The sequence below is a fragment of the Bradyrhizobium sp. HKCCYLRH2015 genome, from assembly GCF_051168215.1.
GTDB lineage: Bacteria > Pseudomonadota > Alphaproteobacteria > Rhizobiales > Xanthobacteraceae > Bradyrhizobium.
Map to the genome: position 1 here is coordinate 530,435 of NZ_JBNPUO010000004.1, position 22,803 is coordinate 553,237.

The window sequence follows — 22,803 nt, forward strand, 5'->3', positions numbered from 1 at the left end:
CGTCAGTCCTGCCTGGTGAGATCGAGCAGGCCGCGCGCCTCGAGCTCGTCACGCACCAGACGCTTCGGAATCTTGCCATAGCCCGATTTGGGCAGCGCGTCCCAGAAGAAGAAGCGCTTCGGCATCTTGTAGCGCGGCAGCTTGGTCGCGAGATAGCCGGCGATGGCGCTCTCGCTCGGCGCCGCCGCGCCCTCGCGCGCGACGCAGACGGCGACGCCGACCTCGCCCCACACCGGATCGGGCACGCCAAGCACGGCGACCTCGCCGATATCCGGATGCGTCAGGATCTTTTCCTCGACCTCGCGCGGATAGATGTTGGAGCCGCCGGAGATGTACATGTCCGACGCACGGCCGGTGATGTAGACGAAGCCGTGTTCGTCCATGTGGCCGAGATCGCCGGTGCGGAACCAGCCGTCGCGAAACGCCTTCGCATTGGCCTCCGGATTGTCGTAGTAGCCCGCGAACACGGCCGGTCCGATGACGCAGATCTCGCCAGTCTCGCCGGGCTTGAGCTCACGCCCCTGATCGTCCTGGATCGAGACCTGCATGCCCGTGCGCTCATAGCCGCAGGTGCCGATCCGCGCCTCCGGTCCATCCTCTTCCTCATGCGCCGCGGCCGGCAACACCGTGATGTTGCCGGTGACCTCGCCGAGACCGAAATACTGCACGATCACCTTGCCGAGCCGCGCGAGCGCGCGCTTCTGGTCCTCGCGATACATCGGCGCGCCGGCATAGATGACATGCCGCAGCGAAGAATGATCGAACTGGTCGACCGCGGGATGCTCGACCATCATCTTGAGGATGGTCGGGACCGTGAACAGGTTGCTGACGCGATGCCTCTCGATCAGGCGGAAGGCTTCGGTGATGTCGAACTTCTCGCTCGGCAGCAGCACCGTCCGGGCGCCGCGCGCGCTCTGCATCAGCTGGTGCACGCCGGCGCCGTGCGACAGCGGCGCCACGACGAGAGACGCGTCGTGTTCTGTCGTGCCCGGCGTCAGATCCGCGAGATGATTGGTGATGACGAACGCCATCTGGCCATGGGTCAGCACCGCCGCCTTGGAGCGGCCCGTGGTGCCCGAGGTGAAGAAGAACCAGCAGGGATCGTCGTGCTCGACGGCCGCATTTGCGACCTCTGCGCCCGCATGCGCCTGCATGGCGTCGGCCACGGAGCGCGCGCCGAAGCTGCCGCCCTCGCCGATGCGCCACGTGAACTCCGTGGTCGTCACCGCCGCAGCATGCTCCGGAAAATCGCCATGGCAGAGAAATGCCTTGGCGCCCGAGGCGGTCGCGAGATAGGCGACCTCGTCCGGCATCAGTCGGAAATTGGTGGGCACCCAGACCGCGCCGAGCCGGAACGCGGCGAACATCGAGACGAACATCTCCTCGCAGTTCTTGGAGTGCACCAGAATGCGATCGCCCTTGGCGATCCCCCGCTCGGCCAGCGCCGCCGCGAGCGCCGAGACCATCGCGTCGATTTCGCGCCAGGTCCACGACCTCTCGCCCCAGACGAAGCCGACGCGATCGCCAAGCCGGCGGCCATTTTGCGTAACGATATGCGCGAGGTTCATCACCCGGCGGGACATGCGCAGGGGTGCCGGTGTCATCGACAACCTCTCGCGCCGCTGCAGCTGACGAACAGACCCATGGAAGCGTCCCCTCGATCGATCCTTCAGGCGATCTCAGCCGCCCGATACCTTTGGGCCTGTTTATCCCGGTCCTGCTCGCCCTCGCAAGGCCGGCCTCCCCATCGCACCCATGCGGTGGCGTGTTTCGAACGGATGCAGATGCCGCGCGACAAACCGTGGCCGGCCGCGCATTTCTTCATATCACCGCGCGCCGAATCTGATTTGAGGACAACCATGATCGATCGTCGCTTCCTGCTTCTCGGCCTCGCTGGCGTGCTCGCCGCTTCTCCGCTGCATGCGCAGGCGCCTTCTTCCAACGAGCCCGTCGGCATCATGACCGCGATCTACACCCGCGTCGCCAAGGGCAAGGGCGAGGATGGCGGCACCTTCGTCATCGAGGACAAGGCGGCGCGCGCGAAATATCTGTCGAAGTCGCTGGCCGCCCAATGGGCGAAAATGGACGCCCGCACGCCCAAGGGTGAGGTCGGGGCGATCGATTTCGATCCCGTCACGAATTCGCAGGATCCCGATGTCGCCTCGTTCAAGGTAACGCCGGAAATGCAGGACGGCGACAAGGCAACCGTTGCTGTCAGCATTCGCGGCCACCGCACCGAGCGCAAGGAACAGGCCGACGACATCATCCGTTACGACCTCGTGCGCGAGGCCGGCCAATGGAAGATCGACGACATCCGGGGTGCGGTCGATGGCAAGCCATGGTCGATCCGTACACTGCTGGCGGAGTTCCTCAAGATCACCGAGAAACCCAAGCGAAAGTAGGGACGCATGACTGATGTCCGTGACAACAAGGCCGGGAGCCGCTTCGAGCTCGATATCGATGGCCACGTCGCGTTTGCCGATTACCGGGCCACGCCACAGGGGGTGATCATCACCCACACCGAGACCCCGCTACCGCTGCGAGGCCGCGGCATCGGTTCGCAGCTCGTGGAAGGCGCCCTCGCACTGATCCGCGCCGATGGCCGCAAGGTCATCGCGGGCTGCAGCTTCGTTGCCGACTACCTCCGTGACCATCCGGAGAACCGGGACATCATGGCCTGATGGGGCCGTGGAATTACCGGGCGAGACGATTGGACGGTGCGCTTTAACGCAATGGCTACCTGGATGGATCAGCAATCCCCCGCCGAACAAGCAACCAGACCCATGGGGAGAGGCACATGTTCATCACAGCCATTTTCGACGTTCTCAAGCGCTACGTTCACTACCGCACCCAGCTCGCCTATCTCGACCAGCTCGACGAGCGCACGCTGCGCGACATCGGCTTCGAGCGCGACCAGCTGCACGCGGAGGCCTGGGAACGCGCCGGCTTCGTACACGTCTGAGGCGCTGGCGCAGCCTCGCGCTCGACGCGATCCAAGACGACAAAGGCCCGCACGATGGCGGGCCTTTCGCTTTCTTGTTCTTGCCGTGAGCGGCGCAAGCTCAGTGCTTGATCTCCGGCGGCAGCTTGCCGCCATTGGCGGCGAGCTTGCTCATCACCTGCTTGTGCAGCCACACGTTCATGCTGGCGGAGTCGTTGGTGTCGCCGCTATAGCCGAGCTCCTTGGCGAGCTCCTTGCGCGCAGCGAGGCTCGAATCGATGTCGAGCGCCTTCATCAGGTCGACGATCGAGGTCCGCCACTCCAGCTTCTCGTGCTTGGCAGCCGCCGCCTTGTCGACGATCGCAGCCACATCGACATTTTGCGGCGCAGCAGCCGGGGCTGCCGTCGGGGACGCGGCCGCGCCGCCTGCCGGCGCGGTACCACCAGCGGCGGGCGTGCTGCCGCCGGCCGGTGCCGCCTCGGCATGATGGCCGAAAATCGCGCCCATGATCTTTCCGAAAACGCTCATCAATGGCTCCCAATGGATGGTGATCGTAAGAAGAACTCGGCCGGCGGCCTTCCGTTGCGGAGACGCCCGTCGGAGCCGCCCCGCCACCGCCGTGGCCTGCCAAACGCGAACACGGCGACCAATGTGAAGCTTACCCAAGGCGGAATGACGGCGGAACGACTTTATTGGACCATGCTCCAGCTTCTGCGTGAGCGTTCCAGTCTAATGCACTGCGACATTCACAGCCCTCACCGAGGCGTGAGTAGGCGCAGCCTGTTTTGGCACTATCCTGATGACTTCCGTTCGCGAATGGCCGCCCCGAGGTTCGTCGCGTCTGGCCATCCGCGAACTTGTTCCAACGAGAAGCGCAGCCCGCCTGCGTGGTTGGGAAGCGCCCTACGCAAGTTGAGGGAGCACACGACGATGGCCACCTACCACAGCAATGCTGCCTCCCACGTGCGGGCGGCAGACGAGGTCGCGGCTGAGCTGACGATTCGTACGATCGACATGTCGAGCCTGATGCGCGCGCTCCGGCTCGGCTGGGATGACTTCAAGGCGGTGCCGAGTCACGCCGTGATGCTATGCGCGATCTATCCCGTTCTCGGCCTGGTGCTGGCGCGCGCAGTGTTCGGCTATGCGGTGGTGCCGCTGTTGTTTCCGCTGGCGGCGGGCTTCGCCCTGCTTGGCCCGTTCGCCGCGCTCGGTCTCTATGAGCTCAGCAGCCGCCGTGACCGCGGCGAGGACACCAGTGCCTGGGACGCCCTGGACGTGCTGCGGTCGCCGTCGTTCGGCTCAATGCTCGGACTGGGCACGCTGCTCCTCGCGCTGTTCGTCACCTGGGTCGCGACGGCGCAGGCGATCTACGTCGCAGTGTTCGGCTATGGCGGCGCGACCGGTGTGAGCGATTTCCTGCAGCGGGTCTTCACCACACCGCAAGGCTGGTGGCTGATCGCGGTCGGCTGTGGCGCAGGCTTCCTGTTCGCGCTGCTGGCGCTGTGCCTCAGCATCGTGTCCTTCCCATTGATGCTCGACCGTCACGCCGGCGCGCTCGAAGCGGTGGTCACCTCGCTGCGCGTGGCGGCCAAGAATCCAGTTCCGGTTGCGGCCTGGGGCCTCATCGTCGCAGTGCTCCTGGTGGCCGGCACGATCCCGTTCTTCCTCGGCCTCGCCGTCGTGATCCCGGTGCTCGGCCACGCCACCTGGCATCTCTACCGTGAGGCCATCGCGATCCATCCCGACGCCGCCCGGATCGTGCCGCCGGCCCCCCGCAACTCCAAGCCCGCGGCCGATTTCCCCGCGAACCTGTTCCCATGGCGCTCGCGTGACCAGATGTGAGGACGCAGCGATGAGTTTTCCCTGCCGCCGGCCTCCAGGCCGGCGGTCGCGTCGAGGGGCCGCAGCGTCCGGCGGCGCTCACGAAATCCGACGCCAATGTGATCGACAGGCCTTGCTGCTGCCGCGGTTACGCCCGACATGGAGCACGCCCAGCAACGCCTTTTGAATCCATTGCCGTCCAGGTGTTTCGATGATTGCTCGCGTTCTCGCCGTTTCCGCTCTTGCCTGTCTCGCTGCCCTCACCCCCCTGTCAGCGCCAGCGCATGCCGCGGTACCCTGCGGCAACGGCAATTTCGACGGCTGGCTCGCCGAGTTCAAGACCGAAGCGGCGGCCAAAGGCATCTCGCAGAACACGATCAATGCGGCGCTGACGGGCGTGACGCCCGACCAGAGCGTGCTGAACCGCGACCGCGGTCAGAAGGTGTTCAGCCAGACCTTCGAGGAGTTCTCCGGGCGCATGGTGCCGCCGCGCCTGACCCGCGGCTCCAACATGCTGAAGCAATACGGCTCGGTGCTGTCGCGGATCGAGCAGAGCTACGGCGTGCCCGGCGAGGTGCTGGTCGCGATCTGGGGTCTCGAGACCGATTTCGGCGTCAACGTCGGCAAGTTCCCGACCATCCGCGCGCTCGCGACGCTGGCCCATGACTGCCGCCGCGCCGAGCAGTTCCGCGGCGAGTTGCTGGATGCGCTGCGCATCGTCGACCGCGGCGACCTTCAACCGGCCGAGATGCACGGCGCCTGGGCCGGCGAGATCGGGCAGACCCAATTCATGCCGTCGTCCTGGATCAAATATGCCGTGGATTTCGACGGCAATGGCCGGCGCGACCTGATCCGCAGCGCGCCCGACGTTCTCGCCTCCACCGCGAACTATTTGAAGGGCTATGGCTGGCAGAAGGGCAAGGACTGGGAGCCCGGCGGCCCGAATTTTGCGGTCATCCAGCAGTGGAACAAGAGCGAGGTCTATGCGCGGACGATCGCGACGTTCGCGACCCAGCTGGCGCGGGCGCCGTAGGAGGGAGAGTGAGGCCGATCGCGGCATCGCGACCGGCCGTTCGTTCGATGATGCTGTGATACGCCCGCTACTTGCTCATCCCGGCCTGCATCGCCCTGGTCAGGTGCATGCTGCAGGCACCCATCTTGCCGCTCAGAAGCGCGTCCTGCGCCGCCGCGATCTCTTTTTGCGCCGTGTATCGGGCGTCGCCGTCGGCCATGGCCTCGATCGCCGTCTCGGTCTTTTCCAGGTTGGCCCCGCTGCAGCCGGCGCCATGCATCCGCGCGGCCTGAGCCGGACCGAACGCCACGATTGCCGCAGTGATGAGCGCGGCCCCAAACAGTTTGTTCATTGTTCTTCCTCGCTGGTGCGGCGGCATCGGCATCATTACCGGATACCGCGACACTTTGTCGCACCTTCCGCAAGATGGCACGAAATGAAATCGCCGCGAGCGATCCGTGATGGCGAGCCTTCCATTCGAGAGGTAAAGCCAAAATAATGAATTTATATTCATTCTATCAACCCATGCATTTCGCGAGGTACGGGCCGGGCGGGCACCTCCAAAACTTGTCCAGCATCGCAGTTGGCATTACGCGATCCGGCAATCCGAACGAGCGATTGAAAAACCGCATGAATACGTGGTTTTTTGCAATTCGCTCAGCGGCTGGGCGCCCTGCCCGATTCTTACCCAAGCGTTACTCAAGCTATGCGCCGAGGGGTTAGCTGCATCGCAACATTCACACTTCCGCATCGCAACATTCCCTTCTATGTTCATTTCAACGATGAAGTTCCAACGAAGAACTGAATCGCGAACTAAAGGAGATTTCTCATGTTGCTCTCGCTCATCCGCATGGTTCAGGCGTTCCGTGAGTATCAGCGCAACGTTGCCGAGCTGTCGCAGCTCAGCGATCGCGAACTCGCCGACATCGGTCTCGATCGCTCGGACATCCCGCGCGTTGCCGCCGGTCACTACAACGGCTGATCAGCCCTCTTCCGATATCTACCGGACATCGCCCGCCTCGCTGCGGGCGTTGCCGTTTTCGGGTGGTTCGCACACGGCGACACACGCGCCCGCTTTCTCGCGCCGAGCCTCACTGGCGCATTTGCAGCGCTCGGGAAAAGCGCTACCTGTCCCGCGCATGACAGGCTCCAAATCACCTTCGAAGACCGTCCACATTGTCGGTGCCGGCCTCGCCGGCTCGGAAGCCGCCTGGCAGCTCGCCGAGGCTGGAGTCGACGTCGTGCTGCACGAGATGCGGCCGGACCGCATGACCGAGGCGCACCGGACCGCGACGCCGGCCGAGCTCGTGTGCTCCAACTCGTTCCGCTCCGACGACGCGGCCAATAACGCGGTCGGCCTCCTGCATGCCGAGATGCGTCGGCTTGGCTCGCTGATCATGCGGGCCGCCGACGCCAACCAGGTCCCGGCCGGCGGTGCCTTGGCCGTCGACCGTGACGGCTTCTCGGTCGCCGTCGCAAGCGCGCTGGAAGGCCATCCGCGCATCGAGCTGCGCCGCGGCGAGATCACCGGCCTGCCGCCGGCGGACTGGGAGAACGTGATCATCGCCACCGGTCCGCTCACCTCGCAGCCGCTGGCCGAGGCCGTCCGTGACCTGACCGACGAGACGGCGCTCGCCTTCTTCGACGCCATCGCGCCGATCGTGCACAAGGACACGATCGACATGTCAAAGGCCTGGTTCCAGTCGCGCTACGACAAGGTCGGTCCGGGCGGCACTGGCGCCGACTACATCAACTGTCCGATGACGAAGGAGCAGTACGACGCCTTCGTCGCGGCGCTGCTCGCCGGCGAGAAGACCGACTTCAAGGAGTGGGAGACCAACACGCCCTATTTCGACGGCTGCCTGCCGGTCGAAGTGATGGCCGAGCGCGGTCACGAGACGTTGCGCCATGGTCCGATGAAGCCGGTCGGCCTGACCAATCCGCACAATCCGACCGTCAAACCCTACGCGATCGTGCAACTGCGCCAGGACAACAAGCTCGGCACGCTCTACAATATGGTCGGGTTCCAGACGAAACTGAAATACGGCCCGCAGCAGCAGATCTTCCGCACGATCCCCGGTCTCGAGAACGCCGAATTCGCGCGGCTCGGCGGGCTGCATCGCAACACCTTCCTCAATTCGCCGAAGCTGCTCGATGCGCAGCTCCGCCTGCGGGTTCAGCCACGGCTGCGCTTTGCCGGCCAGATGACCGGTTGCGAGGGCTACGTGGAGTCGGCGAGCATCGGCCTGATCGCCGGCCTCTACGCCGCCGCCGAGGTGCGCGGCGCCGATCTGCTGCCGCCACCGCCAACCACCGCGCTCGGCGCCCTGCTCGGCCATATCACCGGCGGCCACATCGAGACGATCGACGGCGCGACGCGCTCGTTCCAGCCCATGAACATCAATTTCGGCCTGTTCCCGCCGCTGGCGGCGGCCCCCACCCGCAAGCCGGACGGCACGCGGCTGAAGGGCAACGAGAAGACGGTGGCGAAGAAGCAGGCGATGAGCGCCCGCGCGCTGGCTGATCTCGACCGCTGGATCGCCGAGCACCTGCGCGTCGCGGCCGCTGCGTGAGAGCCCCATGAGTTTGCCGAAGACTGATTCCGCCGTGCTGGCGGCACGTTGGAGCGAAGGCGTGCTGCTCAAGCGCGACGTGTTCTCGACCGTCGAGCGCGGCCGCTTCAAGAGCGAGGCCGGCGAAGTCGATGCGGTGCTGCGCCGGCTCGACGAGGTGCCGTGGTGGTCGTTCGTGCTGGCGCGGCATTTGTTCGCGCGCGAGCGCAAGGCGCTGACGCGCGCCAGGGGGCTCAACGCCGGCCCCGATCTGCTGTGGGCGGGCGATCGCGCGCTGGTCCGCGGCTTCATCAATGGCGTGGCGCTGCATCTGGCCAAGCCGCACGGCAACGTCGCCTATTTCCGCTCGGCCAAGCGGATGATGCGCCGGCTGCATCGCGCCGGAATCACGCACAACGATCTCGCCAAGGAGCAGAACTGGCTGGTCGGTCACGACGGCCATAGCTACGTGACGGACTTTCAGCTGGCCGCCTGCTTCGACAGCCGCAGCCGCCTGTTCCGGATCGCGGCCTATGAGGATTTGCGTCACCTGCTCAAGCACAAGCGGAGTTACGCGCCCGAGGCGCTGACGCCGAAGGAGCGCAAGATCCTGGCACGCAAATCGCTGTTCGCGCGCATCTGGCTGATGACCGGCAAGAAGGTGTATCGCGCGATCACGCGCGGCATCTTCAATTTCACCGACCGCGAGGGGGGTGGACGGCGCCTCGTCAACGATGCGCCGGTGCTGATGGATATGATCCGGAAGAACCCGGCCGTGCGCGATGCCGCGATCGTCGCCTTCGCCGACCGCCGAACCGGCGTCGGGCTGTATGCGTTCGTCGAGGGGGAGCAGCCTACGCTTGAAACCCAGTTGCAGAACGAGCTTGCTTCAGCCAAGGGCCCGAAGCCGCCGGAGCACATCCAGGTCGTGCATGCCCTGCCGCGCGACGCCAGCGGCAGGCCACGCACCGAGCTGTTGCAGCTGGTCGCGATGAACCAGATCGACCTGATCGAGCCGATGCTCACGAGCGACAGTGATCGCGCCTTCCTCAAGGACATCCTGGACTCGCGCAAGAACCTGCGCGACCGGTTCAATTTCGAGGCCGACCTGAAGCTGCCTTCGGCCTGAGCGAACGAGACTTCGCGGCCCGGCCATTGTATCCTGTGGTTGCAATGTCGTTTGGGAGGATTTGGCAATGAACGTCGAGACCCGCGCGGCGACAATCTCTCGGTCGTCGAGCATCGAGATCATCCCGACTGGCCGGCAACTCGGGGCGGAGATTCGACATGTCGATCTCAGGCATCTCGACGATGCGGCCTTCGGCGCCCTGCTCCGCGCCTTTCACACGCACTCCGTTTTGCTGGTGCGCGGCCAGGATCTGACGGACCAGGACCTGATCGCCTTCAGCCGCCGCTTCGGTGATCTCGACTGGGCGCCGGTGCAGGAGAACGGGCGCCGCTTCGTCGACGGTCTGCCCGAAATCTATATCGTCTCGAACGTGAAGGTGAATGGCGAGGCGATCGGCAGTCTCGGCGCGGGAGAAGCGGTGTGGCATACGGACATGTCGTATCTCGACACGCCGCCGATCGCGAGCGCGCTCTACGCGCTGGAAATTCCGCCCGCCGGCGGCAACACCTCGTTCTGCAGCATGTATGCCGTGTACGACGCGCTTCCGCTCGAACTGAAGCGCCGTGTCGCGGATCTGAAGATCAAGCACGACGGCACCTACAACAGCGGCGGCTTCGTACGTCAGGGCGTGACGCCGACCGATGATCCGCGCACCTCGCCGGGCGCGATCCATCCGCTGGTCTGCACGCATCCCGATTCCGGTCGGCAGATGCTTTATCTCGGCCGCCGGCGCAACGCCTATCTGGTCGGGCTCGAACTGGCGGAATCGGAGGCACTGCTCGACGAATTGTGGGCGTATGTAGCCCGTCCGGAATTCGCCTGGGAGCATGTCTGGAAGGTCGGCGATCTCGTCATCTGGGACAATCGCTGCACCATGCATCGGCGCGATCCGTTCGATGATCATGCGCGGCGAATCATGCATCGGACCCAGATCAAGGGAACGAATCGCCCGCACTGATTCGCTTGCGCGCGACATCCGCACGATCAAGCGCCAGATTGCCTGCGAATGAGTTGCAGGTTGCTGGATATTTCCTCGTGCGTCGCCTTGAAGCGTCCAATTTCCGACTCAGAGCGGCAGAGTGTGCCGACAATCGGCAGATCGTGCCGCGATCCTTCCGCGAATTGCCTCCGAGCCGAAACACCCGCGACAAATTACGATGGTTGATTTGCAGGCGCTGGTGAAACTTGGGAGATGACGCAAGTGAGTCTCAGAAGCAACGTTGCTCGAAGCGCCGAAAGCAGCCTCATCCAGGTCATCCCGACGGGAAAGACGCTCGGTGCCGAGGTCTGCAATGTCGATCTCGGATCCTTCGATGATTGGGCGTTCGCCTCGTTCATGCGCGCGCTGCTCAAGCACCAGGTCCTGCTCGTGCGCGGCCAGCGTCTTGGTGAACGTGACATCGCGGCTTTCAGCCGCCGCTTCGGTCACGCGGATCTATTTTACACCTCTCCCGGCGGCTTGCTGGGCGACAGACTGTCATTCTGCAGCCTCTACGCCGCTTATGACGCGCTCTCGCCGGCGCTGCGCAGCCGCGTCGCTCATCTGAAGGTTCGTCATCTCTCGACCGACACCGCCGATGACGGCCGTCGCACCGTCATCGCAGGCCCGGTGCACCCGCTGGTCGGCAATCATATCGATACCGGCCGCTCGATGCTCGCGCTGGGGCAGCGTCGCCATTCCTACGTCGTCGGCCTCGAGCAGGACGAATCAGACGCGCTGCTCGACGATCTCTGGCAGCTTGCCGAACGGCCCGAGTTCAGTTGGACCCACACCTGCCGGCCCGGTGATCTCGTCGTCTGGGACACCCGCTGCACGATCCACCGGCACGAGCCGCCGGACATGCCGAGACTCCTGCACAGCCCGCCACTCTGGAACACGATGCCCTCGGCTTGAGCCCGCGACGGCGTCAGCGCGCGCGAAAACTCGCCGTCCCCGCGGCCCGCCACAGCGTCCACAGCGTCGCAAGGCGCGAGCGGGGGCGCGGTTGAAACGGATCGTCGCGGGGCCCGGCCCGCGCGAGGTCGCGCCGGACTAGCACGAGCGGCAGCAGAACCGGCCGCACGGCCGGCGGCGCCTGACGCGCCAGTTCGAGGGTGTGATCGAGATGCTGGCGGGCCTGCCCGCGCAGGTCCATGATCACCTCCTGGATCGCCGGCGACGCCTTGCCGGAGAACATCTCCTCCTGGCCGACGCCATGCCGCGCGAGAAGATCGAGCGGGACATAGAGCTGCCGGTGGGCGGCATCGCGCGGCAGCGACGCGATCACCTGGAGCACCCCTTGCGCGATGCCGGCATGGTGCGCGAGATGATCGGCGTCCGCAAACGGCGGCGCGATGATCTGCGCGGCCAGCGCGAACAGCGCGCCACGCGTGTCGCCGAGATAGCCGTCCAGCGCCGCCATTGACGGCATCGGATCGTTGTAGAGATCGAACTGATGCTCATCGACCAGGCGCGTCAGCCGCTCGACCGGAAGCGCGAAGCGCTGCACGGTGAGCAGCAATTCGGCCGCAACGGGATTTCCCTCGGCGCCGCCATGTTCGTGACCCGTCAGCGTGTCGTGCCACCACTGCAGCCGGACTTCGCCCGGCAGCGGCTGCGACACCAGATCTCGAATGCGGCTTACTTCGACGTTGAATGCGTACAGCGACAACAGCGCACGCCGGGGCTCGGGTGGCATGAACAGCGTCGAGGCGTAGCGGTCGAAATCGTGCTCGCGGACAAGGCCTGCACAGAACGCGGCGTCGCTGTTGGCGCTCGTCTCGCTCATGGGACGGCGATGAGCGCTGCCGCAACCCGGCGCCGCTCGCCGATCATGACGTTGTAGGTGCGAATCGCGGGGCCGGTCTGCATCGCATCGAGCACGACGTTCACGCCGCGCAGGGCCGCGCGCAGCGGTGCGGGCGGGATCCAGACTTCGTTTCCGGTGCCGATGATGAGCGTGTCGATTCTATTCGCCGCGTCGAAAACGCGCTGCAGCGAATATCGGTCGATCTGGCCGGGCCGAGTGACATCCCAGGCCCAGATCGAGTCGGGCAGGCACAACAGCGAGCCGCGGTGCGACATGCCGGCAAAGGCAAAGCCGCCTTTGCCATAGCCGTCGATCGGCGCCGATCGCGGGAAGTGCGGAGTGTCGTTCGGAGTGGTCATGCCCGAGACCAGCTTGCTGCCTCCAGATCTGATCCGAAGGCAAGCTTCCTTCGAATCACGGCATCTTCTTCTTCGCCGCCGGCTTCTCCTCCTGCGCTTCGGCTCGGACCGAATGCACGCCAAGATAGATGAGGATCGGCGACGCGATGAAGATCGAGGTGTAGGTGCCGACCAGCACGACTCCGAACATCATCACCGCGGTGAAGCTGTGGATCGCCGGGCCGCCGAACAAGAGCAGCGCCAGCAGCGCCAGGGTCACCGTGACGTGCGTGATGATCGAGCGCGACAAGGTCGAGTTGATCGATTCGTTGAGCAGCTGCGGCATCGGCATCTTCTTGTAGCGCCGCAGCATCTCGCGGATACGGTCGTAGATGACGACGGTGTCGTTCAGCGAGTAGCCGAGAATGGTCAGCAGCGCCGCGATGCTGGTGAGGTCGAAGTCGACCTGGCTGATCGACATGAAGCCGATGGTCAGCACGATGTCGTGGACGTTGGCGATCATGGCGCCGAGCGCGAACTGCCACTCGAACCTGAACCAGAGATAGATCAGGATCGAGACGATCGCGAGCATCAGGCCAAGCAAGCCGACGGCGAGGAACTCGCCAGAGACGCGCGGACCCACGACCTCGACGCGGCGATATTCGACGGAATCACCGATCGCCGCCTTCACCTTGTTGGCGGCCTCCTGCTGCGCGGCATCACCGCCAGGCTGCTCGGCGATACGGATCAGAACCGATGCATCAGTATCAGCACCGAACTGCTGCAGCTGCACTTCGCCGAGGCCGAGCGTCGACAGCTTCGCGCGCATCCCCGCAATGTCGGCAGTGCCGGACTTGGCCCGCACCTCGAGCAGGGTGCCGCCGCGGAAATCGATGCCGAGGTTCAGGCCATGGGTGAAGAACAGCACGATCGCCAGGATCGACAGTGCCGCCGAGATCGGGAAGCTGATGCGGCGGAACTGCGTGAAATCGAAATGCGTGTCGTCGGGCACGATGCGCAGCGACGGTAGCAGGCCGAGCGCGCTGACCACCGTCAGCACCACGATCAGGATGCCAAGCCCGATGAGAACCCAGTGTGTCACAGTAGCTCCTAGATTGGCACGCTTTGCGGCCGCTTCCACCGCACCCACCCCGCCACGATCAGGCGGGTGAGCGTGAAGGCGGTGAAGACCGTGGTGAGGATGCCGATGCCCAGCGTCACGGCGAAGCCGCGCACCGGGCCGGTGCCGATGTAGAACAGCACGGCGGCGGCGATGAAGGTGGTGATGTTGGAGTCGAGAATGGTCGCCAGCGCGCGCTTGAAGCCGGCGTCGATCGCCGAGATCGCGTTGCGGCCGCCACGCAGCTCCTCGCGGATGCGCTCATAGATCAGCACGTTTGAGTCCACGGCGATGCCGACCGTCAGCACGATGCCGGCGATGCCCGGCAAGGTCAACGTGGCGTTGAGCAGCGACAGCACACCGAAGATCATGGCGACGTTCACGACCACCGCGATGTTGGCGAACACGCCGAACAGCCGGTAGGTCACCAGCATGAACACGATGACGAGGATCGAACCGACATAGGAGGCGAGCTCACCCTTGGCGATCGAATCGGCGCCGAGACCCGGACCGACGGTGCGCTCCTCGATGACCGTGAGCGGCGCCGGCAGCGCGCCGGCGCGCAGCAGGATCGCGAGCTCGTTGGCCGACTGCACGGTGAAATTGCCGGAGATCTGGCCCGAGCCGCCGGTGATCGGCTCGCGGATGACCGGCGCCGAGATCACCTTGTTGTCGAGGACGATGGCGAACGGCTGCCCGACATTCTCGGTCGTGGCCTGCGCGAACTTGCGCGAGCCGGCCGAGTTGAAGCGGAAGGTGACGATCGGCTCGTTGGTGCGCTGGTCGAAGCCGGTCTGCGCGTCCGAGAGATCTCCGCCGGAGACCAGCACCTGCTTCTTGACGACATAGGGCTGGTTGGGCGGCGACGCGCTCTGCAGCACCTCGGAATCCGGCGGCACCCGCCCCTGCATCGCCTGATCCGCCGGCACCGAGGTGTCGACCATGCGGAATTCCATCTTGGCCGTGCGCCCGAGCAGGTTCTTGAGCTGCGTCGGATCCTGCAAGCCCGGCACCTGCACCAGGATGCGGTCGTTGCCCTGGCGCTGGATCACCGGCTCGACGGTGCCGAGCTCGTTGACGCGGCGCTCGACGATCTGCATCGACTGCTCGATGGTCTGGCGGATGCGTTCCGTGATGGCCGCCGGCGGGATCGTCAGCCGGACCAGTCCGCCGCCGGCATCGCTGACCTCGAGGCTGCGCTGGCCGCTGGAACCGAGCAGCCCACCGAGCGGCTGCGAGAGATCACGCAGCTTGGAGATCGCAGTTCCCGTGTCGCCTTCCTTGGTGATCCGGACCTCGACCCCATCACCCCGGCTCACCAATCCGGTGTAGCCGATCTTGGCATCGCGCAGCGTGCGGCGAACGTCGTCGCGCACGGCATCGAGCCGCTCCTTCTTGATGTAGTTGGAGTCGACCTCGAGCAGCAGATAGGAGCCACCCTGCAGGTCGAGGCCGAGCACCAGCCGGCGCTGCGCCCAGGCCGGCCAGGTCTTGACCGTCGCCTCGGAGAAGAAGTTGGGCACCGCGCACAGGCACACGACGAGCGCCGTGAGAATGATGCCCAGCGCCTTCCACCGCGTGAAATACAACATGGAGCTTGTCCGTAAGGGCCGTAGCCGGCCCGAAAAATCAGAACATCACTAGAGAGCGAAGGCCGGAGTTGATCTGGCCGGGCCGCAATCAGCTCGCGGCCTTCTCGTCCTTCTTGTCGTCCTTTGCGTCTGCCTTCGCGGGCTCGCCCTTGGTGCGGACGCCGGTGATCATCTGGCGCATCTGGCGCACGCGGATGCCGTCGGCGATCTCGAACTCGACCTGGTCGTCGTCGACGACCTTGGTCACCTTGCCGACCAGGCCGCCCTGGGTCACGATGGTGTCGCCGCGGCGGACGTTCTTGACCAGGTCGGCATGCTCTTTGACCTTCTTCTGCTGCGGCCGAAGGATCAGGAAATACATGATCACGAAGATCAGCGCGAACGGCAGCAGCGACATCAGCATGCTGTTGGTGTCGCCAGCGCCGGCGGCCTGGGCATAGGCAGGGGTGATCAGCATGTGGTCGATCCTCGTGGGCAGCGCCCGGTGAGACGGGAATAGCCGGCGAACCACGCATGTCTCGGCGCGGGCCGGCCTCTTGCGAATTTCGCGCGGAATATAGCGGCAGCAGTCCCAATAGCAAGGCGCCCCGCCCCTTCATTTCGCCCCGCTTGCGGCAGCCGGCGAGGCCCGATATGGCTGCCCCATCAGGAACTTGCAGCATGTCGAAAAAACCAGCCAAAGCCCCGTCCCGTAGCCCCGCCAAAAACGCCCTCGGACCGCTCGCCAAAGGCACCCGGCCTGCAGCGCAAAAGCCACCAGAGATCGCGGCAAAACGTCCTGCCCGCCCCGCCTCCGACGATACGGCTGACCGGATTGCCCGTGCGCTGGAAGCCATTGCCACGCGTCTGGCGGCAACCCATGCGGGTGCCACGCCCGCGCTTGACCTCAACGCGGCCGACGCCTTCGTCTGGCATCCGGACGGCCGGCTCTCGACCGTGCCGCGCGTCAGCCGCGTCGAGATCGATCTGCTCAAGGGCATCGACCGGATGCGCGACATCCTGATCGAGAACACCGAGCGCTTTGCCAACGGCCTGCCGGCCAACAACGCCTTGTTGTGGGGCGCGCGCGGCATGGGCAAATCATCGCTGGTCAAGGCCGCCCATGCCAGCATCAACGTCACGCGCAAGCCGGCCGACCGGCTGAAGCTGATCGAGATCCATCGCGAGGACATCGAGAGCCTGCCGGCGCTGATGGACATCCTGCGTGCCGCGCCGTTCCACTTCATCGTGTTCTGCGACGACCTGTCGTTCGACGGCAATGATGCGTCCTACAAATCGCTGAAGGCCGTGCTCGAAGGCGGCATCGAGGGACGGCCCGAGAACGTCATTCTCTACGCCACCTCGAACCGACGCCATCTGTTGGCCCGCGATATGATCGAGAACGAGCGCTCCACCGCGATCAATCCGGGCGAAGCGGTCGAGGAGAAGGTCTCGCTGTCCGACCGTTTCGGCCTGTGGCTCGGCTTCCACCGCTGCAGCCAGGACGAATATCTCGCGATGGTCAAAGGCTATTGCGGCCATTTCGACATCGCAGTCGCCGCGGATCAGTTGGAGCGCGAGGCGCTGGAATGGGCCACGACGCGCGGCTCGCGCTCCGGCCGCGTCGCCTGGCAGTTCACGCAGGATCTGGCGGGCCGCCTCGGCGTGCGGCTGAGCGCGAAGTAATCCGACTTTCCGCGCCCCATCGCAGGCGATGACAGCCGCCTGCGTGGCACGCAACCAGTCTCAGCCTCCGTCATTGCGAGCGCAGCGAAGCAATCCAGAGTCCCGCACACCACCCTGGATTGCTTCGCTGCGCTCGCAATGACGCCTTTGGCTGATATCCCGCCTCAACGACAAGGGCTCGCCCAGAGGCGAGCCCTTGCATGTGAGGACGGCAGGCGTCGCGGCTCACGCCCCGTTGAGGAATTGCAGCGGGTCAACCGGAGACGATCCCTTGCGGATCTCGAAGTGGAGCTGCGGCGATCCGACTTCTCCCGATTGACCCGACTTGGCAATGACCTGGCCGCGCTTGATCGGATCACCGCGCTTCACCATCAGCTCACTCGCATGGGCATATGCGGTGACATAGCCGTTGGAATGCCGCACCAGGACCAGGTTGCCATAGCCCTTCAATTCATTGCCGGCGTAAGCGACGACGCCATCTTCGGCTGCCTTCACCGGGGTGCCCTCGGGCACGGCGATGTTGATGCCGTCGTTGGACTTGCCGTTGGTCTTGGCGCCGTAGCTCGTGATCACCTTGCCGCGAGCCGGCCAGCGGAAGGTCGGCAGCGAGCTGGTGGTTTCGGCCGGCCGCGCCGGCTCCTCCTCCTTCTCGGGCGCCGGATTGGCCTGGGCCAGGCGGGCGCTCTGGACCGGACCTGCCGCCGCAACCCGCGTCGTCGGCGCTGGCGCCGGCACGGTCGCAACCGCCTGGGGAACGGTTGCGACCGGGGCCACCGGCGCGGCTGCCGCTACGGCCCTGCCAGGGACGGTCAGCCTGGTCCCGAGCTTCAGCGGCGATGCCTGATCGATGTTGTTGGCGCGGGCGAGCTCAGCCGCCGTCAGATGATTCTGGCGGGCGATGCTGGCGAGTGTCTCGCCGCGGTTGACGAAGTGGACGGTGGACGGTGCTGCGGCCGCCACCGGCTTCGGCGCGATCATTGGCGCCGCAGCAACGGGCTGGGCCGCGGGCGCAGCCGCCACCGCGCCAGGATGCGGAATGATCAGCTGCTGGCCCGGCGACAACGCGCGCGGCCCCTTGTAGCCGTTGGCAGCCAGGATCTCAGCCGGCGTCACGCGGTAGCGCTTGGCGAGGATGTCGAGCGTATCGCTGGTGCCGACGATGATCTTGGTGCCACTGGCAGGACGCGCGGCCGCGACCGAACGCGGCGGCACGGTGCCGGTGGTCTCGAGCCGCGGCTGGGCCGGCGGAGCATAGGAATGCGCCGGCTGTGCATAGGCCTGGGGTGCGGCGACGGCGGGCGCTGCGACGGGGACCGCAGCGGGTGGCGCATAGGATGCGACGCCGCGCCCACCCGACGACATGCCTCCGGCACCGCCGCCCGTCGGATAGGATTGCGGAGCCCCGACCGCCGGGGGCGGCAGCGCCGCGGACGAATAGGCTGGCGCCGGCGCGGGAGCCGGCGTGTAGGACTGGCTATATTGCTGGTGCTGCCGGGGCGGCTGCGCCTGCACCGACCCGGTGGAATCGGATGCAAACGGGTTTGAAAACGGATTTTGCGTCTGCGACAGCCGCGTCGACATGTCGGCGCTGCAGCCGGCGACGCCGAATGACATCAGCGCCAACGCCGCAACCTGCGGCAGGCGGCGCGAGCGAAGCAACTCGACAGTGGCGGGCATGGTTACTCACTCGTACGCAACAAACAACGAATTCGAGTAAACACAGCCGCGGTAAATAAGCGCTTAAGCCGCGAATAAAGCGTTGTGCGGCCTGCTGATCCGTCTCTTTAGAGTTCGCGCGCAATTCCCGGAATTGCCGGCACAAATCGCACGTCGACGAGCTCTTTTCGGTCGAGACGATCACCCGTCCGCGTGATCCTGACGAGCGTCTGCACCCCGTGTTGCGGCCCGACCGGCGCGATCAGGATACCGTCCGGCTCCAGCCGGTCGAGCAGGCTCTGGGGAATCTCATCCATCGCCGCCGTTACGATGACGCGGTCGAACTGGCCGCCCCCCGGCGGCAGCGCGTAGCCATCGCCGAGCATGACCTCGACATTGAAGCAGCCGAGCTTCTCCAACCGCTCCCTGGCCTTGTCGGCCAATGTCCGGAAGCGCTCCACCGTCAGGACGTTGGTAACCAGCCTGGACAGAATCGCGGCCTGGTACCCCGACCCCGTCCCGATTTCGAGGACACGATGGGACTTCTGCAGCTTGAGCTGCTCGGTCATGTAGGCGACGACGAAGGGCTGGCTGATGGTCTGTCCACAAGCGATCGCCATCGCGCTGTCGCGATAGGCGTCCGGGCGGTCGGCCGGCAGAACGAACTCCTCCCGCGGCACCTCTTCCATCGCACGCAACACCGCCTGATCGCTGATCCCGCGCCGACGCAGGGTCAGCTGAAACATCATTTTCTCGGGAGGAGCAGCTGGGGGCATCGGGATGTCGGTTGGTGGGCTCCTGCGCAATTTACCTGCCGGGCGAGGGTTGCGCACCGATTTTCCGCGCGCCCGTCGCAACCAGGATGCACCGTCATGGTCCCGACGACGACCGCGTTCCGCACGAGGAACCAAGTCGGGTCCGGTTCGTTCACCTTATGGGCGATCGTGCCCACGCCGCACGGCCATGAAAGACGACATTGTTGACGTTGCGCCATAAGCCGTTATTTGCGAGCGTCAAATCGGATATGGGCAAGGACTGACATCATGACTGCACCGCGGCCGCCGCGCGGCTCTGTGTTTTTGGTTGAAGACGAAGTCATGATCCGAATGATGGTGGCCGACATGCTGGAAGAGCTCGGCTACACCGTCGCGGCCGAGGCCGGCGAAATCGGCGAAGCGATGCGGCTGGCCGAGAGCACCTATTTCGACGTTGCCATTCTCGACGTCAACGTCAACGGCAAGGTCATCTCGCCGGTGGCCGATCTCATCAAGGCGCGCAACCGGCCCTTCATCTTCGCAACCGGCTACGGCTCGTCGGGGTTGCCGGAAGAATATCGCGACCGGCCGGCCCTGCAGAAGCCGTTCCAGCTCGAGACGCTCGGAAAGGCGATCGATCATGCCCTGCGTGGCGCTGAGCCGCAGGGGTAGAAGGCGCTTCAGCCGAGAATGTCGCTGAGCTTGCCGGAGAACGCCTCGTCCGTGCGATCCAGGCGAAGCGGAGTCACTGACACGTAGTGCGCCGCGAGAGCTGCGAGGTCCGTCCCCTCGTCGGGCAGATCGAGCGAAGCTGCCCGGTCGAAGCCGATCCAGAAATAGGGGTTGCCGCGGCCGTCGCGCCGCTCATCGACCTTCAAGAAGCCGAGATTGCGCTTGCCCTGGCGGGTGACCACGACGCCCCTGACCTCTTCCGGTGCACAGGCGGGGAAGTTGACGTTGATCACTGTATTCCTCGGCACGCCGGCTTCGAGCACCTTGCGCACGATCTGCGGGCCGAATTTGAGCGCGGTGTCCCAGGACGGCTTGTCGCGGGTGGCGATGCTGAATTCCTGCGACAGGGCAAACGACGGCAAGCCGAGAATGGTGCCTTCGAGCGCGCCGGCGATGGTGCCCGAATAGACCACGTCCTCGGCAACGTTGCGGCCCTTGTTGACGCCGGACAGCACCACGTCGGGCAGCTTCGCCCCCAGGATATGCCGGGCCCCCATGATGACGCAGTCGGTCGGCGTGCCGCGCACGGCAAAGTGGCGCGGGCCGACCTCGCGCAGCCGCAACGGATCATTGAGCGAGAGCGAATGCGACACGCCGCTCTGGTCGAGCTCGGGCGCCACGATCCAGACGTCGTCGGACAGGGCCCGTGCGATCTCCTCGATCACCTTGAGACCCGGCGCATGGATCCCGTCGTCATTGGTGCAGAGAATCCGCATGGCCAACCTTCCGTCTCTTCGAAAGCATCGTTCGGGGGTGTCTTATCTGCTGTGCAGCAGCGAGGCAAACCCGAGCGCTCGCCGGCATCACCCGGTCAATGCCGGATCCGCCACTGCGGCAGGAACCTGGCGAGCTGCCCTCGTATGCCCAGCCTCAACGGTAGGCTGGACGTGCCGGATACGCCGGCTGCCTGCTGAGCAGGAGGCGCCGGCACTGCTGAAGGCTCGGTCGGCGGCACTGCTGCAAACCGGGCCCGCGCGACACTCAACGCCTTCTCGAAGTCGACCGGGTTGAACCAGGGCTGATCGCGCAGCGAGTCGTGCAGACCCTCGTCCCAGACCCTCGAGCGATCGACGTCGAACGCTCCCTTCAGGCGCTGATCGACCGCCTGGATGCCGGAGCCGGTGACGGCCCATTGCCGCCCGATCCAGAAAATATCCCGATGCAGGACCATGTTGCCGGTTTCTGAAAAGCAATTGCTGAACAGAACCGGAGGATACGACCCGCCGGCCGCCACGCAATGGCGGCGACCGGGGCGGATGCAATTTGCCGCGGCGCTATGGCTCGGCGGCCACCACCTTGAGGCCGCCCATATAGGGCTGCAGCACGTCGGGGACCGCGATCGAGCCGTCGGCCTGCTGATAGGTCTCCATGACCGCGATCAGCGCACGGCCGACAGCCGTGCCCGAGCCGTTCAATGTGTGCACGAAGCGCGGCTTGCCGTCACTTCCGCGATAGCGTGCATCCATGCGGCGCGCCTGGAAGTCGCCGCACACCGAACAGCTGGAGATCTCGCGGAAGGCGCCGCCATCGCCTTGCCCCGGCATCCAGACCTCGATGTCGTAGGTCTTCTGCGAGGAGAAGCCCATGTCGCCGGTGCACAGCGTGATGACGCGATAGTGCAGATCGAGCCGGCGCAGCACCTCCTCGGCGCAGGCCAGCATGCGCTCATGCTCGTCCTTGCTGGTTTCCGGCGTCGTGATCGAGACCAGCTCGACCTTGGTGAACTGATGCTGGCGGATCATGCCGCGAGTGTCGCGGCCGGCCGCGCCCGCCTCGGCGCGAAAGCACGGCGTCAGCGCCGTGAGCCGCATCGGCAGCTCCTTCTCGTCGACGATGGACTCGCGCACGAGGTTGGTCAGGGCAACCTCAGCAGTTGGAATGAGTCCGAGCCGCTCGGTCTTGAGGCGATCATCCGGCTCCGCAATCAGCTCGCCCTTCACGGCCCAGAACTGGTCGTCCTCGAACTTCGGCAATTGTCCCGTGCCGAACATGACGTCGTTACGCACCAGCAGCGGCGGGTTGATCTCGGTGTAGCCGTGCTCGGTCGTGTGCAGGTCGAGCATGAATTGCCCAAGCGCGCGCTCCAGCCGCGCCAGTCCCTTCTTCAGGACGACGAACCGCGCGCCCGACAGTCTTGCGGCCGCCTCGAAGTCCATGCCGAGCGGTGAACCAATGTCGTCATGCGGCTTGGGCGCGAACGCGTAGTTGCGCCTGGCGCCGAACACATGGCGCTCGACATTGTCGTGCTCGTCCTTGCCGTCGGGCACTTCGTCGAGCGGCAGATTCGGAATCGCTGACAGCTCGCGCGCCAGCTCCTGGTCGGCCTGCTTCGCTGCGGCCTCGAGCTCCGGCATCGTGGTCTTGAGCCTCGCGACCTCCTCCATCAACGCGCTCGCACGCGCCTCGTCCTTGGCCTTCTTGGCCTCGCCGATTTCCTTGGAAGCGGCGTTGCGCCGGGCCTGCGCCTGCTCGGACGCCAGGATCGCCGCGCGACGCCGCTCGTCGATGCCCAGCAGTTGCGACGACTGGGGCGACAGACCCCGGCGCGTCAGCGCCGCATCGAAACCTTGCGGGTTGTCACGGATCGATCTGATGTCGTGCATGGTCGTTCGGTCCTGGGAACGAAAGATGTCGGCGAGTCGCCGTGGATCACGGGCCGGCCTGCACTACCGCGAAAGGCGGCGGATGGGAACAGGCAAC

General features: G+C 65.5%; 25 protein-coding genes. 12 read left to right on the plus strand and 13 right to left on the minus strand.

Going from position 1 to position 22,803, the window contains the following annotated elements; genetic code table 11:
* Positions 1-2: 2 nt before the first annotated feature.
* A complete protein-coding gene (locus tag ACQR1H_RS13515; RefSeq protein WP_316215886.1) occupies positions 3-1,604 on the minus strand; it encodes an acyl-CoA synthetase in 1,602 nt (533 codons plus the stop codon).
* Between the two features lie 255 nt (positions 1,605-1,859).
* Here ACQR1H_RS13515 and ACQR1H_RS13520 point away from each other — a divergent pair, with 255 nt between their 5' ends.
* The 3 genes from ACQR1H_RS13520 to ACQR1H_RS13530 all read left to right on the plus strand — a co-directional run bounded on the left by ACQR1H_RS13520 (position 1,860) and on the right by ACQR1H_RS13530 (position 2,962).
* Positions 1,860-2,402 carry a DUF3828 domain-containing protein gene (locus ACQR1H_RS13520; RefSeq protein WP_434847754.1) on the plus strand — a complete coding sequence of 181 codons (543 nt, stop codon included), beginning with the start codon at positions 1,860-1,862 and terminating at the stop codon, positions 2,400-2,402.
* Positions 2,403-2,408: 6 nt separating this feature from the next.
* Positions 2,409-2,681, plus strand: coding sequence for a GNAT family N-acetyltransferase (locus ACQR1H_RS13525; RefSeq protein ID WP_434907657.1), 273 nt, complete (start codon positions 2,409-2,411; stop codon positions 2,679-2,681).
* A 116-nt stretch (positions 2,682-2,797) separates the two neighbouring features.
* Positions 2,798-2,962 (plus strand): DUF1127 domain-containing protein, encoded by a 165-nt coding sequence (locus ACQR1H_RS13530; RefSeq protein WP_315799839.1) that lies wholly within the window; start codon positions 2,798-2,800, stop codon positions 2,960-2,962.
* 100 nt (positions 2,963-3,062) lie between these two features.
* Here ACQR1H_RS13530 and ACQR1H_RS13535 read toward each other — a convergent pair whose 3' ends face one another.
* Positions 3,063-3,470, minus strand: coding sequence for a DUF3597 domain-containing protein (locus ACQR1H_RS13535; protein ID WP_316178580.1), 408 nt, complete (start codon positions 3,468-3,470; stop codon positions 3,063-3,065).
* A 402-nt stretch (positions 3,471-3,872) separates the two neighbouring features.
* On the opposite strand from ACQR1H_RS13535, the gene ACQR1H_RS13540 reads away from it, so the two are divergent.
* Both ACQR1H_RS13540 and ACQR1H_RS13545 read left to right on the plus strand, forming a co-directional pair.
* A complete protein-coding gene (locus ACQR1H_RS13540; protein WP_434907658.1) occupies positions 3,873-4,784 on the plus strand; it encodes a DUF2189 domain-containing protein in 912 nt (303 codons plus the stop codon).
* 190 nt (positions 4,785-4,974) lie between these two features.
* Positions 4,975-5,796 carry a lytic murein transglycosylase gene (locus tag ACQR1H_RS13545; protein ID WP_315799836.1) on the plus strand — a complete coding sequence of 274 codons (822 nt, stop codon included), beginning with the start codon at positions 4,975-4,977 and terminating at the stop codon, positions 5,794-5,796.
* A gap of 67 nt (positions 5,797-5,863) precedes the next feature.
* Here the strand turns inward: ACQR1H_RS13545 and ACQR1H_RS13550 are convergent, their stop codons facing one another.
* Entirely contained in the window at positions 5,864-6,127 is a 264-nt protein-coding gene (locus tag ACQR1H_RS13550; protein ID WP_316178946.1) for a hypothetical protein, read from the minus strand.
* A 477-nt stretch (positions 6,128-6,604) separates the two neighbouring features.
* Between ACQR1H_RS13550 and ACQR1H_RS13555 the strand changes: the two genes are divergently transcribed.
* The 5 genes from ACQR1H_RS13555 to ACQR1H_RS13575 all read left to right on the plus strand — a co-directional run bounded on the left by ACQR1H_RS13555 (position 6,605) and on the right by ACQR1H_RS13575 (position 11,350).
* A complete protein-coding gene (locus tag ACQR1H_RS13555; RefSeq protein WP_006614327.1) occupies positions 6,605-6,757 on the plus strand; it encodes a DUF1127 domain-containing protein in 153 nt (50 codons plus the stop codon).
* A gap of 157 nt (positions 6,758-6,914) precedes the next feature.
* Positions 6,915-8,348 (plus strand): methylenetetrahydrofolate--tRNA-(uracil(54)-C(5))-methyltransferase (FADH(2)-oxidizing) TrmFO, encoded by a 1,434-nt coding sequence (gene trmFO, locus ACQR1H_RS13560; RefSeq protein ID WP_434907659.1) that lies wholly within the window; start codon positions 6,915-6,917, stop codon positions 8,346-8,348.
* 7 nt (positions 8,349-8,355) lie between these two features.
* On the plus strand, positions 8,356-9,456 hold the full coding sequence (locus tag ACQR1H_RS13565; RefSeq protein WP_316178574.1) for a serine/threonine protein kinase: 1,101 nt from the start codon (positions 8,356-8,358) through the stop codon (positions 9,454-9,456).
* A gap of 67 nt (positions 9,457-9,523) precedes the next feature.
* Entirely contained in the window at positions 9,524-10,414 is an 891-nt protein-coding gene (locus tag ACQR1H_RS13570) for a TauD/TfdA dioxygenase family protein (RefSeq protein ID WP_434881591.1), read from the plus strand.
* A gap of 243 nt (positions 10,415-10,657) precedes the next feature.
* Entirely contained in the window at positions 10,658-11,350 is a 693-nt protein-coding gene (locus ACQR1H_RS13575) for a TauD/TfdA dioxygenase family protein (RefSeq protein WP_316178571.1), read from the plus strand.
* A gap of 13 nt (positions 11,351-11,363) precedes the next feature.
* Here the strand turns inward: ACQR1H_RS13575 and ACQR1H_RS13580 are convergent, their stop codons facing one another.
* The 5 genes from ACQR1H_RS13580 to yajC form a co-directional block, all read right to left on the minus strand.
* Positions 11,364-12,224 (minus strand): phytoene/squalene synthase family protein, encoded by an 861-nt coding sequence (locus ACQR1H_RS13580; RefSeq protein ID WP_434907660.1) that lies wholly within the window; start codon positions 12,222-12,224, stop codon positions 11,364-11,366.
* The gene (locus ACQR1H_RS13585; RefSeq protein WP_316178568.1) at positions 12,221-12,604 is read right to left on the minus strand and encodes an Mth938-like domain-containing protein; all 384 of its coding nucleotides are present in this window, start codon (positions 12,602-12,604) and stop codon (positions 12,221-12,223) included. The genes ACQR1H_RS13580 and ACQR1H_RS13585 overlap by 4 nt, the downstream gene beginning before the upstream one ends.
* A gap of 55 nt (positions 12,605-12,659) precedes the next feature.
* Positions 12,660-13,685 carry a protein translocase subunit SecF gene (gene secF / locus ACQR1H_RS13590; RefSeq protein WP_315799828.1) on the minus strand — a complete coding sequence of 342 codons (1,026 nt, stop codon included), beginning with the start codon at positions 13,683-13,685 and terminating at the stop codon, positions 12,660-12,662.
* Between the two features lie 8 nt (positions 13,686-13,693).
* Positions 13,694-15,295, minus strand: coding sequence for a protein translocase subunit SecD (gene secD / locus ACQR1H_RS13595; RefSeq protein ID WP_316178566.1), 1,602 nt, complete (start codon positions 15,293-15,295; stop codon positions 13,694-13,696).
* Positions 15,296-15,383: 88 nt separating this feature from the next.
* Positions 15,384-15,752, minus strand: coding sequence for a preprotein translocase subunit YajC (gene yajC, locus ACQR1H_RS13600; RefSeq protein WP_172108587.1), 369 nt, complete (start codon positions 15,750-15,752; stop codon positions 15,384-15,386).
* Positions 15,753-15,955: 203 nt separating this feature from the next.
* On the opposite strand from yajC, the gene ACQR1H_RS13605 reads away from it, so the two are divergent.
* The gene (locus ACQR1H_RS13605; RefSeq protein WP_434907661.1) at positions 15,956-16,960 is read left to right on the plus strand and encodes a DUF815 domain-containing protein; all 1,005 of its coding nucleotides are present in this window, start codon (positions 15,956-15,958) and stop codon (positions 16,958-16,960) included.
* Positions 16,961-17,185: 225 nt separating this feature from the next.
* Here the strand turns inward: ACQR1H_RS13605 and ACQR1H_RS13610 are convergent, their stop codons facing one another.
* Positions 17,186-18,637: a LysM peptidoglycan-binding domain-containing M23 family metallopeptidase gene (locus ACQR1H_RS13610; protein WP_315799825.1), complete on the minus strand. Its 1,452-nt coding sequence runs from the start codon at positions 18,635-18,637 to the stop codon at positions 17,186-17,188.
* Between the two features lie 107 nt (positions 18,638-18,744).
* On the minus strand, positions 18,745-19,392 hold the full coding sequence (locus ACQR1H_RS13615) for a protein-L-isoaspartate(D-aspartate) O-methyltransferase (protein WP_434907701.1): 648 nt from the start codon (positions 19,390-19,392) through the stop codon (positions 18,745-18,747).
* Positions 19,393-19,659: 267 nt separating this feature from the next.
* Between ACQR1H_RS13615 and ACQR1H_RS13620 the strand changes: the two genes are divergently transcribed.
* Positions 19,660-20,043: a response regulator gene (locus ACQR1H_RS13620; RefSeq protein WP_315799824.1), complete on the plus strand. Its 384-nt coding sequence runs from the start codon at positions 19,660-19,662 to the stop codon at positions 20,041-20,043.
* 8 nt (positions 20,044-20,051) lie between these two features.
* Here ACQR1H_RS13620 and surE read toward each other — a convergent pair whose 3' ends face one another.
* The 3 genes from surE to serS all read right to left on the minus strand — a co-directional run bounded on the left by surE (position 20,052) and on the right by serS (position 22,706).
* Entirely contained in the window at positions 20,052-20,819 is a 768-nt protein-coding gene (surE, locus tag ACQR1H_RS13625) for a 5'/3'-nucleotidase SurE (RefSeq protein WP_315799823.1), read from the minus strand.
* Positions 20,820-20,914: 95 nt separating this feature from the next.
* Positions 20,915-21,274, minus strand: coding sequence for a hypothetical protein (locus tag ACQR1H_RS13630; RefSeq protein ID WP_315799822.1), 360 nt, complete (start codon positions 21,272-21,274; stop codon positions 20,915-20,917).
* A gap of 103 nt (positions 21,275-21,377) precedes the next feature.
* Positions 21,378-22,706, minus strand: a complete 1,329-nt coding sequence (gene serS / locus ACQR1H_RS13635; RefSeq protein ID WP_434882374.1) for a serine--tRNA ligase — start codon at positions 22,704-22,706, stop codon at positions 21,378-21,380.
* Between the last annotated feature and the right edge of the window lie 97 nt (positions 22,707-22,803).